11 protein-coding genes are annotated in these 14,152 nt (G+C 42.7%); 10 read left to right on the plus strand and 1 reads right to left on the minus strand.

The annotated features are described in order from the left end of the window. From ACTHMC_RS25440 to ACTHMC_RS25465, 6 genes are all read left to right on the plus strand, one after another. Positions 1–704: hypothetical protein (locus tag ACTHMC_RS25440; RefSeq protein ID WP_440417607.1), on the plus strand; the 704-nt coding region annotated here is incomplete at its 5' end. 473 nt (positions 705–1,177) lie between these two features. Then, positions 1,178–1,483, plus strand: a complete 306-nt coding sequence (locus ACTHMC_RS25445; protein WP_440417609.1) for a DUF4177 domain-containing protein — start codon at positions 1,178–1,180, stop codon at positions 1,481–1,483. Positions 1,484–1,494: 11 nt separating this feature from the next. Beyond that, positions 1,495–2,427 (plus strand): hypothetical protein, encoded by a 933-nt coding sequence (locus tag ACTHMC_RS25450; RefSeq protein WP_440417611.1) that lies wholly within the window; start codon positions 1,495–1,497, stop codon positions 2,425–2,427. Between the two features lie 34 nt (positions 2,428–2,461). After that, complete coding sequence (locus ACTHMC_RS25455; protein ID WP_440417696.1) at positions 2,462–2,866, plus strand: alpha/beta hydrolase-fold protein; 405 nt, start codon at positions 2,462–2,464, stop codon at positions 2,864–2,866. Positions 2,867–2,973: 107 nt separating this feature from the next. Next, positions 2,974–5,871 carry a DUF7619 domain-containing protein gene (locus ACTHMC_RS25460; RefSeq protein ID WP_440417612.1) on the plus strand — a complete coding sequence of 966 codons (2,898 nt, stop codon included), beginning with the start codon at positions 2,974–2,976 and terminating at the stop codon, positions 5,869–5,871. 59 nt (positions 5,872–5,930) lie between these two features. Next, positions 5,931–6,683 carry an alpha/beta hydrolase-fold protein gene (locus ACTHMC_RS25465; RefSeq protein ID WP_440417614.1) on the plus strand — a complete coding sequence of 251 codons (753 nt, stop codon included), beginning with the start codon at positions 5,931–5,933 and terminating at the stop codon, positions 6,681–6,683. A 65-nt stretch (positions 6,684–6,748) separates the two neighbouring features. Here ACTHMC_RS25465 and ACTHMC_RS25470 read toward each other — a convergent pair whose 3' ends face one another. Next, a complete protein-coding gene (locus ACTHMC_RS25470; protein WP_440417615.1) occupies positions 6,749–9,208 on the minus strand; it encodes a glycoside hydrolase family 9 protein in 2,460 nt (819 codons plus the stop codon). 533 nt (positions 9,209–9,741) lie between these two features. Here ACTHMC_RS25470 and ACTHMC_RS25475 point away from each other — a divergent pair. The 4 genes from ACTHMC_RS25475 to ACTHMC_RS25490 all read left to right on the plus strand — a co-directional run bounded on the left by ACTHMC_RS25475 (position 9,742) and on the right by ACTHMC_RS25490 (position 14,083). After that, entirely contained in the window at positions 9,742–11,439 is a 1,698-nt protein-coding gene (locus tag ACTHMC_RS25475) for a trypsin-like peptidase domain-containing protein (protein ID WP_440417617.1), read from the plus strand. Between the two features lie 111 nt (positions 11,440–11,550). Beyond that, entirely contained in the window at positions 11,551–11,931 is a 381-nt protein-coding gene (locus ACTHMC_RS25480) for a SnoaL-like domain-containing protein (RefSeq protein WP_440417618.1), read from the plus strand. A gap of 310 nt (positions 11,932–12,241) precedes the next feature. Then, positions 12,242–12,814, plus strand: a complete 573-nt coding sequence (locus ACTHMC_RS25485; RefSeq protein ID WP_440417620.1) for an RNA polymerase sigma factor — start codon at positions 12,242–12,244, stop codon at positions 12,812–12,814. Between the two features lie 57 nt (positions 12,815–12,871). Continuing rightward, positions 12,872–14,083, plus strand: a complete 1,212-nt coding sequence (locus ACTHMC_RS25490; RefSeq protein WP_440417622.1) for a FecR family protein — start codon at positions 12,872–12,874, stop codon at positions 14,081–14,083. The last annotated feature ends 69 nt before the right edge of the window (positions 14,084–14,152 follow it).

A 14,152-nucleotide genomic window follows, 5' to 3' on the forward strand; every position in this document is an offset into this window, starting at 1 on the left:
ACTATGATCAAGTCGCTTCGAGCGTGGAGGTAGATAGGGAATTGCCAATCGATAGGTTTCCCAATAATTCCGAAGAAATCGGCACATTGCGATTTTGGGATATGGCTCAAGCAGGAAGTGAGGATAAGTTTCCACCTTTCTCGAAATCAATTTTAGCAAATACAATCGGTGTCGCCGTGGCGGTATACACGTTGAACGAGAATAACCAAAAAGTTTATGTGACAAGGAAGCGCACAGATGAGGAAATTATGACGTACCGAGATACAGAGCATCTTATCTTTTCGTTTGCCCTCAAATTAGACGAAAACAACCCTGTCCCAAAGCAAGGAACAATTCAAGACCTTATTCGTTCTTCTTACGAGAAAGAAGAAAAAAGCGAAATAGGGCTTATCATCAATTCTTTTGAGAACGTTAAGCCTTTGGCTCTCTGCCGAGAAATGATACGTGGAGGGAAGCCTCAATTTTTTTTGGAAGTAAAAAGTAAACTTTCTTATGAGGAACTAAAAAAACATATCACGGAAATTCCGGATGAGCATGATAAAGAATTTTTGCCAGAATACTTACCCAATACGTTGAATGGAGATTTGTCCTTTCACAAGAAAAGTATTACGCCTAATGAGCAATTACAGAAGGTTATCGATTTCATATCAACAAGGAAAATTTCTTCCGAACTTTTTGCAAGCTTACTATTATCATTCAAGTAAAACCTTTCTCAGACTAGGGATTGTACAGATAAAGTGGAGTAAGTAATAGAAATGGATCGGAATATTTCAAGTTGTTTATCTACTATCACTTTAATCCTGTTTTGACTACACCTTTACTGTGATAAGGAAGATGGTGAGGGGAAGGTGAAACCTCTATTAAACATTATTTCGTATTGAAGTCGTGTTAGTGTTTGTGTGCTGCAAGTATCACAAATGATTTTATTTGTACAACTATCGCATTCCAGACATAATGTATTAAAATACATTTCATTCAGTCGATACAACGCACTTTGAGTAAAAAGATTTGTTGGGGTTTTCTGAGTATAAGTGTGTTATTTTTCATGCAACAGTTGGTTTGTGGATTGAACAATCCTACATTTTGTTATTATCACAAGAGGTTTACGGGTAACCGTATTTTTTACCATAAGAGGTTTGTTATGTTGCACATCAATTCCACTAAAACAACTTATAAAATGAGAAAGGTACTTTTTATTGCGATTTTAGGACTTGGAATTTCTTCCTGTTCGTCAAAATGGCAATATAAAACTGTGTCAGTAAAAGGTAATGAAGACGCATCTGCGGATAAATTCCAATCTAAAAAATTTGATGTGACTGATGAGGCTCTTGACTTATTTGGAAAGGAGGGATGGGAGTTAGTTGGGATTTATGAAAAAACAGAAACGGTTCATCCGAATTTTGGAAATGATCAATATGTTTCCGGAATTCAACCGAATGTCCGAACTGCAGAATTAAACTTTGTATTTAAACGTAAAAAATAACAAAGAATTCTATGAGAGGATCGTCTTTACTGATTTTATGGCTTACTATTATCTTGAGCAGTTGTAGCAGCATTTCTAATAAGTCTGTTTCTGAAGAACTAAGTACCGGTGAATTATCAAAAGCAATTAAGACCGACACTTCATTTGCCTCTTTTTATGAAAGTCTTAGAAAAAAGGTTGAGAAGATGGATGACATCAAAAAGGCAAAATTTAATGATGTAACATACCGAAGACTTTTTAAGTACTTTAAATTCATTCAGGACTCTGCTTATTGGAAGCCGTTGTCGAAAAAATGGGTAATCGAATGGGAACAGAAATTTGAAGGCTTTCAAATTAAAGCAGATTCAATGTTAGTTTTTTGGAAAAAATACTTAGAAGAAAATTCTCTAAACAATTATGTAAAAATCGAATTGGCATATATTGACAAGGAATATTACGAATACATCGGAGGCATCAAAGACGTGAACTTAGGTTTCAGATTAATACCTTTGAAAGGAACAATAGATCAAATTCGTTTCAATTACGGGTATAAAGCTAAAATTAATGGAGCCTCAAAGTACTATCAAAAGCATAACTGCTTATCCACTTCACCTTTTTCTGCACCGACTATAAGATATTGGGAAGTAGGTTATTCCGACAAGGATGTTTTTGCAGGCAAAAATGTTGAAACATTTTTGAGGGATTATAATGTCAATATTGAAATAACAAACATCCGTCAAAATGGAATAAATATAAGCAATGAAGATTTCCCCGTTCCTAAAGAGATTTCTGAATGTTTGGAATATGAAACTGAATACCCTGCTCTTTTTGAGTTGAGTAAAGAAGACTTAATAAAGAAACTAATACAAAAAGATTATATGGGAAAGTGGGAGTATAAAAATAAGAAAGCTGATGAAGTACGAGAAAAGCAAGACAAGCTTTGTTTTGACTTTGTGAATTTATAAAAAAGGATGAGCTGGTCCAGTCGCACCTGGCCGCATATTGATTGGGCATTCATTGGGAGGTTTAATGGCAATGCATGTACTCCTGAACCATACCAGCTTGTTCAACAAATACGCAGCAATGGATCCCGCTATGTGGTGGGATGACCAGAAATTATTGATCCAGGCGAAGCATGTTCTGGCAAAAAAATCGTTTACATCGAACTCATTGTATCTCGCTATAGCCAACACAAGGAATAAAAACATCAAAGATGTTTCGCAACTCAGAAAAGACACCAGCCGGGAAACTGCTTTGATCCGCCCCAGCCTGACGCTGGCCGACCTTATCCATGAGAACAGAAAAAATCAGCTGATCTTCAACTGGAAATACTATAAAGAATTTGATCACATGTCCGTGGTTCCGTCAGCCGCCTACGATGCTCTGAAATTTCTTGTGAGATAGGCGACTGGCCGGATACTCCATTCCATAGCTCCGACTTTATTTTTTAATTCTATTTCGTGGAATTATCTTCGTTATCAGGTTAACCAGCCCGCTTAACCCATCAATTTATGAAATTTTCCCCCTTTGCCTTCCTGATTTTCATTTTACTGTTTTCTCCCCTTCTTTCCATTGCCCAGGGCTGGGAGAGAAAATATGGATCTGATAAAGATTATAGTGGTCATTATGTACAACCTACATCTGATGGAGGGTATATCCTGGCTGCCCGATCCAATAACGCTGTCTGGGGCTTCTACTACGATTTGCAGATCATTAAAACCGATGACACAGGCAATACTGTCTGGACGAAAACATTCACTGATGTAACAACATACTGGGGCATCAGTATTCAACAAACCACCGATGGTGGTTACATTGCTGTTGCCAGTGAGAAAAACAATGGCCTGTTAAAGCTTATCAAACTCAGCACGGAAGGCATACTGGAATGGACCAAAATAATTCCTTTCAGCACGCCAAACTCAGCAGGTCTTCACGCACGCTCCATAAAACAAACCAGCGACGGGGGATTTGTGATCTCTGGAAATATGACCTATGAAGGACTGGGAAGCGGCGAAGCTCTCCTGATCAAAACCAGCAGCAATGGTGAGCTGACCTGGGCCAGAACATTTATGATCTCCTGGTTGAGGCAGAATGAATCTTTCTATGCTGAACAAACCCGGGAAGGAGGATACATCTTAACCGGTACTTCGGATAGCGGCGGCTTTATCATCAAAACAGATGAAAACGGCTACGAAACCTGGCAGAAAAGGTATTTTGAATACGCATTCTCTGATATTAAAACAGCCAATAAGGAAGACGGTTATGTGCTGGTATCTTCGCGCATTCCTTTCCTTACTCCCAATGCCGAGGCAGGCGCCTATTTTGTAAAACTCAAAAACAACGGCGACACCATTTTCTCCAGGTACCTGGGAGCCTACAACGTTGTTTTCCTCAATTCAATAGAGCATACCAACGACGGCGGCTACTGCGTCAGCGGCTACTCAACCGAAGCTTCTTCCGAAGGAAAAATATTATTGATCAAGCTCAAAAATGATGGAACAACCGAATGGAGAAAACTCCTGGGAGACAATGCCGTCAATAGCGGAAGTTCTGCCATCCAACTCGCTGATGGAAATTTTATCCTGGCAGGAACCAGCAAAATTGAAGGCCAGACAAGCCAGGCGCATGTAATCAGAACAGATAAGCTAGGCAATGTTCTGACAAACATTATCAAAGGAAGTATTTATCACGATCTCGATAATAACTGTGAACCTGGAGCCCTGGAAAAAAGACTTACAAACCCGGCCTACTATAAGATCCAGGTTTCTCCCAGCAATCGTTTCGCGGTTCCGGATGCCAATGGAAATTATGAAATCAAAGTAGATACAGGTGTACACGAAGTGCGGATCATTAATAATCATCCCTACTGGCAAACCAGCTGCGCCGCTAATTATTCCATTGCATTTGATAAGTTCTATGAAACTGCAACTCATGTGAATTTCGGGCTTACAATGAAGACCAGCTGCCCCTTGCTATGGGTAGATGTAGCTGCCAGCAATGTAACATCTTGCGCTGAATCCAGTCACCAGGTCCGTTATTGTAATAATGGAACCTCCGATGCTCAGGATGTGTGGGTGGAGGTTTTTATGGATCCCGCACTCAGCTTCATAAAAAGTATACCTGCCCCCTCTCTGCAAAACGGCAATTATTTCCGCTTCAATCTCGGAACAGTCAAAGCTGGTGATTGTGGTTCCATTAATATAACCAGTACGGTTGCCTGTGGCCTGGCTGACAATAGTGCCGTTTGCGTAAAGGCTAAAATCTACCCGGATTCTGTTTGTGTACCTGTTGCTTCTTCCTGGGACAAATCAAGCATTGCCATCACTGGCAGATGCATTGGAAATGGCCTGGCCAGATTCTCCATCACCAATAAAGGGGAAGACAATATGAACAGCGCCTCAGAATACAGATTCTACGCAGACAATGAGTTCATTCAAAGAAATACAGTGCAGCTGAAATCAGGCGACAGTCTTGTTTTTCAGCTCAATGCCTGTGGCAAAACTATCCGCCTTGAAGCTGATCAATCTGCCGCTCACCCTGGCATCAGTAAACCCAGGTTCTCACTGGAAGGCTGCACAGGTTGCGGAACCTCCGTTACCAGGGGCCTTATTAATACCACCCCAGCCGATGATGAAAATGCAGCCGCTGAGCAGGAATGCACCATTGTGGCGGCAACCAGCATGTCCAATAATAAAACTGTTGTTCCTTCCGGAATCACCAGCAATCACTTTGTGTCATCGAAAGATGAACTGGAATACCGGATCTCTTTTCAAAACACAAGCAAACTGACTGCTGTAAATTTGATATTGAGAGATACCATCAATACCAATGTTCTTGACATTGGCAGCCTTACTCCTGGTATTGCAAGTCATGCATATACCTTCTCCATTTCCGGCAATATCCTTGAATGGAAGTTCAACGGTATCAACCTGCCAACCGCTACCACCAATGAAAAAGAAAGCTCCGGATTTGTGAAGTTCAAGATCAGGCAACCCCTTTCCTTACCCAACAATACCGTTATCAGTAATAAAGCGGGTGTTTATTTCGATGCCAATTCCCCTGTAGTTACTGCCCCCGTTACTGTATTGGTTAATGAAAATGTTTCACGGGCCACCGGTGATTTTGGGATCACTATCATCTCAAATACTTCGGACAATGGCTCAGAACTAAGACTGGCGCCCAACCCGGTTAGCAGCACTTCATTACTCACCGTATTGTCCTCGCAGGTTAGCACAAATGACGTACTGACGCTGAATGTGTATGACGTATACAGCAGAAGAATTCTTACCGGCACATTCTCCGGAATGCAAACGAAACTGTTCAAAGGACTGCTCAAAACCGGGACTTATTACATTGAAGTCAGAAAAGGAGGGACGAGGATAGCTTCTACAGTGATGATGGTAAAGTAAGAAATAAGGATACAGAAAGCTATTTAGCGTATTAACAATATACTTTGTAGTTTCATGCCATGAGACTTGGTATTCTTTTATTAACCGTATTCATCCTCATATGTGATGCGGTTGCACAGCAACCTGGAACTTTCATAAAGAAACAATTTGTATTGGGCGGGGATACATTGCCTTATCGCCTGCTTTATCCGCTTGATTACAATTCTGACAAGAAGTATCCATTAGTGCTATTTCTTCACGGAGCAGGATCATGGGGTAGCGATAATGAAAAACCATTGAAAAGCCTTCCTGCGATATTTCTTGACAGTGCTAACAGGAGAAAATATCCCTGCTTTATCCTGGTACCGCAATGTACAAAGGAGGAACCATGGGTTAGGTTCCCAGACTTCCCGAAAAGTGTTGCCACTCCCGATACGCCTACCACATCCACAAAGTTGACATTGAAATTGATCGCTGCTTTAAAGAAGGATTTCCCGATCAGACAAAATAAAATTTATATTACCGGCCTCTCTTTAGGTGGCGAAGGAACATTTGACTTTTTAAGCAGAGCCCCTCGGTTATTCGCTGCAGCAATACCAATTTGTGGAATTGCAGATACGGCCAGGGCAAAAACTTACCAAAAAGTACGCCTCTGGGCTTTTCATGGAGATGAGGATAAGGTGAATGATGTGAAGTACACGCGCATGATAATAGCCAGCTTGAAAAAAGCCGGAGGCAAGCCAAAGTATACCGAATATAAAGGCGTAAAGCATAATAGTTGGATCAATGCTTATGCCGAGCCAACTTTGCTGGATTGGTTATTCAGAAAATAATCTCACAGTTTCATCTATGAAGAGCTGAAACTACAGGCTCATATCTGAGAATCCATTTTTGATACTCAAAACTCTGCAATCAACGAAAACCACTTCGCCGCCGGCCCTACCCACAACTCCTTATACGTAGCCGTATTGAACTGCGGCCAGTACGGTGTGTCCTCATTAAACCTCGATTGCATCCCCACCGGGATCCCACCAACCGTCTCGCCAGGCAAAGCCGTATACAACTGCGGGTAATTGCTTCCCTCCCCCCATATTATAGACTGCCCGAATGGATTCTTTCCCACAACCCAAAACAATTGCTGCTCAGCAATATCCATCAGCTTCTTGTCCTTTAATAATTTCCCGGCGAGTGCTGCAGCCTTTCCTGTTGAAAGCTGCACAGCAGCATTGCCCTTGAATGAAAACCATACAGGGAATACGCGCAGGTAATGCTCCTCATCCAGTTTCACCCCGTTTTCCAACTGCTCTTTATAATCTTCGGCAGCCCCTTTGTATATTCCAACCTGCACTTTGTAAAAATTCACGGAGTCTTTTACTTCATCTATATGGTAAACACCGCTGGGCACCATTCCATATGGGCTCACATATTGCATGATATTCTTCAGGTAATTTCCATACAACCTCACAGACGATTCCCACTTTTTATAATCCGGGTTTTTCGGTTGTGTTTCGCAAAGTGTCGTTAATGCCTGCATATAGGAGTGATCGCGGGATTGATGCGTGTAATGCACGATGGACTTCTTATTCAGGTCCCGGTAAAAAAAGCCGGATGTTTTATTCTTGTCATTCAGCGGTTCTGTGCGCTGACACTGCAGCGTATACTCAATAGCTTTGGCTGCTTCATCTGCATAGGATTTGTTGCCGGTGAGTTTATACAATAAGCTGGAGGCATAAGAAATATTCGCTGCATACTGACTGTTGGAAGCCATCGCTGCGTGATCGCCACCTCCACCGATGCTGCTCAGGTCATTGAACCCTAAACTATCGAAACGTTTTTTGGCAAAGGCATAATCTTCAATGGCCACTTTCCGCAGGAATTCCTTCAACATGGTATCGTTCTCTATGTGCATTGCTGCATACGCTTCAATACCTGCAAACATGAAATTTTCAAAAGCCCTGTTATGAACACGCACCTGTCTTCTTCTCGAAGAGTCATCCTTGGTGCCGATATATCCATCCGTCCATAGATTGGTGCCCCATGTTTGTGCGCGATAGCCATTACCCAGTCTCGCTTTTAATATGCAATCGATACCCCATAAAGCCTCTTCCTGCAGCCTGATAAATAATTGACTGTTCCCCTTTCTTTTAGCCCGGTCGGCCATTTCAAGCAGACCGAATATGATCTCGCCGGACTGCAATACCTGCTGCGACATATCCGCCGCGTCATGCCAGCCCCCATTGAACGGAAATAGCTTGCCTTCAAAGGTTGTGTTCAGATCATTATGACAGGCGCCGTGCTTGCCCGGGACCGGATAACCACAGCGTTCAACGAAAATATAATTCAGCATCCGCCAGGCAGAATTATCCCAGATATTCTTATTGATGTAAAACGGATTGGAAACCACATTCCCTACCCTGATAAAATACCTGCCTTCTTTTCTGTAATTGCTGAAATCAATGGTTTCGAAATTCCCGATAGCTGTTTGCTGTCTATTTATTTTGCCTTCAAGCACAACGAGCTTGCTGGAATTATCTACCAATTGAAATTTCCCTTTGTTGTTCTTTACATTTACTATTGCGGATTTTTCGCTTTCCACTCCGTAGCCGGTAGTAGAGTGTATGATACGGTTTTGCGCAGGCATCCATCCACTTACCACTTCAGGATCTTCAATTGTCTGAAGTGATACTGCATCGATATCAAATTTGAGCGAGTCGCCCATGGTACGCTCTTTACCGAAGATCTCGATGGCAAATGATAGTTTGGTCACTTTATCCCGGGATAATTCCGGCATCTCAACAAAACATTCATTCCATTTTCCATTGATCAGGTTGATTTCATGAATGCCTTCCCGCTCATACTTATCCGGAACTTTGATCTTGCCGTCATTTTCAATGTACAGGTTCAGGTAGATGCTGCGCGCCCCTTCGCAATGGGGATAGATATAGAAATGAATGCGATTGTACTTTTCCCAGTTGGCACCGCCAACATCATAAGCAGCCAGGGAAGTGCCAAGGCCAATACCCCAATCTAAAAAGGCAGGATTAGTGGTTTGTCCAACCAGCCGCAGACTGTTTTTCCCTGAAATGCTCCTTTCGCTTGTAAGCCGCATGCCGCCGAATCCTTTGTGGGACCACTTATCCAGCGTTTCCATATCGCATAGCATGGTTGAAGACAAAACCTTCTTGGTCAATCCGAATGTTTCAAACGATTTGCTGTAATCCAATGGCAGCGGACTGTGCACATAGCCGGTGTTGATAATATCCCGCTTCAATTGTTCATCAATCTGGGCAGTCAGAAAGCGGGGGCCGGCAAGCAATAATACCAAGACAAGAATTCCCTTAGCTTTTGTCAAATTCATATATCGGTAGTTTAACGTGTATGCGGATCACTGATTTTGTGGGCAGGATAGAAAAACTAACGACCGGCAGGTTTGGAAACAACCGGCATCCTTCAGAGGGAGAAATCAAACAGCATTATTGAAATATAAGCAAAAAATGGACAAAACAGGACAGTTGTATTATATTGTCGTAGTAAGCCCCGTAACCGATCAAAATTATGAACCACCTTATCCTTACAGAAGTAGCGGCAATTATCGCTACTTCCGTTTCTGCCCGGTCAGATAAAATGGTGAAATGGACTTATTCTGCTAAAAGTGAGCAATCATAAAGAGGCAAAGCCTCCCTCTGAAGTTCCATTCACTATCAGGGTAGGGCAGTAGAAATCTAAAAATAACGAAAAGAGCTTCAGACTATCCGTTTGAAGCTCTTTTGCATTTTATGCCCCCGAAAGGGCACAAAAACCAGAAATAGGCAGGCCTGGTCTTCACCCTGAACAGCATTTTGATTGTTAGTATTTAGCTATACTATCAGTCCCACTTTCAAAAAACAAATGATGCGCTTTAATCAGATTTCTTTCTTTTTTACGGCAGGTTTGCTCCTGACAGCCAGTTGCTTATTCAGTCAGCAACCGGATTTCAAATCCCTGGAAAGTGATATTCAGCGGGTAGTTAAAAGAGTTTCGCGCGCAACAGTTTCTATAACCAATTATGATTCTGTGCAGGACAGGGAAACCGGAGCCACTTTCACAGGGGTTGTTGTAAGTGGAGATGGCATTATACTTTCGGCAGCCCATGCAGTAAAAACCAATCAGACATACAAGATCAATTTTCCTGATGGAAGAACTGCCGTGGCAAAGGGATTGGGCAGCTTTGACAATAACGACGCCGCTGTTTTGAAAATAATAAGACAGGGTACATGGCCTTACGCAGAAATGGGCTGGTCCTGTACACTTAATACATATGAACCTTGCCTGAGTTTGGGATACCCTCAGAATATGAGGCAGTCCGGGCCTCCATTGGTAAGGTTGGGATATATAATCGAAAGCAATGAGAATCCCGGCTTTTTATGTAATACTGCGCTGATGGAGCCTGGAGATTCCGGTGGTCCATTGTTCGATATGAATGGTAAAGTGATAGGAATTCACAGCAGGATAGCGCAATCAGCCAACGCCAATTTTGAAATTCCGGTTGACGAGTTTCGTAAGAACTGGGAAAAATTATTGAATACCGGTGAATACCAGTTTTCAAGCCCGATGAAGTCTGTGGACTTGTTGACAACTCCTGTTGAGTCAGGCATCAAGCCGATTCCCAGCCTTGCAAAAATCGATGAAAGTTTATCCCTTTTGTCATCCGGTTTTCAAGCCACTACTCTGGCAATTACCAGCCTGCTGAATAAAACAGCAGTCGATGCTCTGGGAACAGTCCTCTTTTTATCAAACGAGGATCTGAAGAATTACAGCTATATCATCAGCAAGAGCTCAATTGTAGGAGATTCGATTTCTGTAGCGCACGATTCGAAATCCTATCCCGCAATTGTAGTTGCACGCGATTCAATGAACGACCTGGTGCTCCTTAAGATCAATACCTCCATCAAAGAAGGCATCAAAATATTATCCGGCATTGGAAGTATCAATAACTATATGGCAGGAACCATACTGTTTTCGCCGATTGCAGGAAATAAGCCAGCGAAAGTAAGTGTATTGAGTTCGCCGGGTATAAGTTATCTCCCCAATCGCTGGAACACTACAGTAAGGATTAAAGTGATAGAGCAGAATAATTTGCTACGGGTTCAAAGTGTGGAGGCAAACAGTTCAGCAAAAATATCGAAGGTGAAAGCCGGAGACAGGATCGTAAGCCTCAATGGAGTTAAGGTGAGCACCAGGGATGAGTTTAACTGGGAAATAGCAACCTACAAACCTTTTGCAAAGATCCGCCTGAAAGGGAAACGATATGGATTCGGATATACTAAAAATCTGGTGCTGGAAGATATGGGCAATACGCAACCTGCACAGGAACACCTGGCAGAACATTTCGAGGGTGGTAAAAGTGAACGCAGGTACGGGTTTAGGAGAATGTTCAGTCATGATGGCAGACTGCTTCCTGCTGAATGCGGCAGCCCTGTTTTTGATTTGGATGGTAATTTTCTGGGGATCAATATAGCACGTGTTTCCCGAACCAGCTCCATCGCAATTCCTGCTGAAGAAGTAAGGGCTTTCGTGCAGTCAGCTTTGAATATGTCGGCTGGGAAATAAACTTGCCTGATATGTCCAAATCAACCCCTCTTAAAGTCCATGGTGCACAGTATGCAACATGAATAGGTCCGATACCTTTGCTGTATATTATTCATCAGTCAAAACTGTACAATGATCAATCAGCAAAATACGATACTCTCCACCGCAGAGGTTGCAGCGCAGTTCAATGAACTGGCAAAACAGGAAAAGTGGTTTGACATTCAGGAAATGTTCTTTTCAGAGGATGTGAAAAGTATTGATCCGCCCGGTTCTCCTTATATGGGTTATGCAGAAGGTAAAGCTGCCGTAAGAAAGAAAGGAGAAGATTTCGTTAAGCGTATCCGCGATGTGCATCGCCTTTATACTTCAGAACCGATCGTTTCCGCAAACCATTTTGCAGTGGTGAGAGAAAAGGACCTGACCGTGGAAGGGTTTGGCAGGATCCTGATAAATGAAATAATGCTTTATGAAGTGAGGGATGGAAAGATCATTTCAGAGCAGTTCTTTTATTAAGCAATTTTTTACCCCCTCTCTCCGCTAAAAATAACCACCGCCCCAACGAAACCCTCCTCACCAGAATACCGGTCAGCTTCACCGGTACCGGGACGGGCAGATTGTCCAGACTGAAATGTTTCGGGTTCTCCGGATCATATCCCTCTCCTCCTGTAAAAGCAAGAATTATCAGTGATGTCACCAGAAATCCGGTAATTTATTATCTTTAATACCACTGCTGCTACTATATTAATTAATAATCAACATTCATACCCTCTGGCAAAATAAATTATCTTTTATTCCTAATTTCGACACCTTCAATTAAAGCTCAGTGCTAAAACCGCTGGAAAATAAGGCCCTTCTCGATGCAATTGCTCAAGGTGATGAACGCGCTTTCAGATGCGTTTTCAATGAATATCACCAGGAGCTGGGTAGCTTCGTTTTCTCCATTACCAGGTCAAGAGAGCTTACCGAAGAAATCATCCAGGACGTTTTCCTGAAAATATGGGAGGAGCGCAAATCCTTGCCAGGATTGAATAATTTCACTGCCTACCTTTTCATTGTTACGCGTAATCATACCCTCAACGCTATCAGGAAACTGACCGGCGCACAAAAGAAACAGCATGATGCCAGCCTGCACCTGGTACCTGCCCATCAGGAAGAGCCCGTGCCGGCCGATAATTATTATACACTCCTCGACAATGCTGTTGATCAGTTGCCTATGCAACAAAAGAAAGTGTATCTCCTCAGGCAACAGGGGTTCAAGAACTCAGATATTGCCTATCAGATGAATATTTCAGTGCACTCCGTTAAGAAGTACCAGCAATGGGCCCTGCAGGCTATCACCAAGCTCATCAAATCCAGCCCTTTTACAGTGATTTTGCTGGCGTCAGAATTTTTTTAAAATTTTCTTCTTCCCTATATCTCCCTTTCTAACATTTTTTTGTCTTTATTATTAGATATGGCCATATCAAGACTTGACATACTTATTGACCGGTTCCGGAATGGAACCATCGGACAAGATGAACATGAAGAGCTCCTGCAACTTTTGTCGCAGGAAGAAAATGCACGTCAGGCAAAGAAGTTCTTTAAAGAGATCATGAAGCTGCAGCCTGAAAATTCCTTGCATTTCAATGCTTACGAGAGTCATCAACTGTATGAAGAGATCGAAGAACAGATCCACCAGGAAAAGCAGCCTTCCATGCTACGCAGCTTCCCCATCCTGAAATGGGCAGGCATTGCCGCGGCTGCTTCGGTGCTGCTCATGTTCGGATACAGCCTCTTCCAGAAAGGCCCTGAACTGAAGCCGCAGGTTGCAGAAGCTCAACAGGCTGCGCCGGATTTCCTGCCAGGTAAAAAGAACAAGGCGGTATTGATCCTGGCAGATAATTCACAGATCGTGCTTGACTCTACCAATGCAGGATTGCTGGGCACACAGGGCAATGCCATGATCACCAAAGCCGCAAATGGAGAGATCATTTATGAGCACGGAAACGCCTCAAATGGTGCATCAGCACCGGTTTACAATATCCTTGAAATTCCCGTGGGTGGCGAGTACCAGCTGGTGCTGGCAGATGGGACCAAGGTCTGGCTCAACTCTGAATCCCGGTTGAAGTTTCCCGTTTCCTTCTCAGGCAATAGCCGCGAAGTGGAAGTAAGTGGTGAAGCGTATTTTGAAATTGCACAGAACAAATCCAAACCATTCAAAGTGCATTTCAATGATGCTGCAGTGGAAGTGCTGGGCACACATTTCAACGTAAATGCCTACACAAGTGAAAATAACCAGGCAGTTACCCTGTTGCAGGGCTCCGTTAAAGTGGTGAACCCCGGTAAGGAAGTACTGATCAAACCCGGGCAACAGGCAAGACTTACAGGCAATGGAAATATCAACGTGAAGGAAGTGGATACTGAAGAAGCTGTGGCCTGGAAAAACGGATACTTCATGTTTGTAGACGAGGATATCAAAAGTATAATGAAGAAGCTTTCAAGATGGTATGGCTTCACAGCTGAATACCAGGGTAATGTGGATGGAGAACATTTTGGAGGCATGATATCCAGGTACAAGAAAATCTCCGAGGTACTGAGCATGTTCGAGAGAACAGGTACCATCAAATTTAAACTTATACAAGGTGATCAGTCAGGCAAAGGACGCAAGCTGATCATATCCAAATAAACCTTAGTCTTCTCTTTTATCCTGCTGCTATAAAAACAATAGCAATGAATTCTTATTGAAAATTCTGTC

It is taken from the genome of Pseudobacter sp. (genome assembly GCF_051955275.1).
In the GTDB taxonomy this organism is placed as follows: domain Bacteria; phylum Bacteroidota; class Bacteroidia; order Chitinophagales; family Chitinophagaceae; genus Pseudobacter.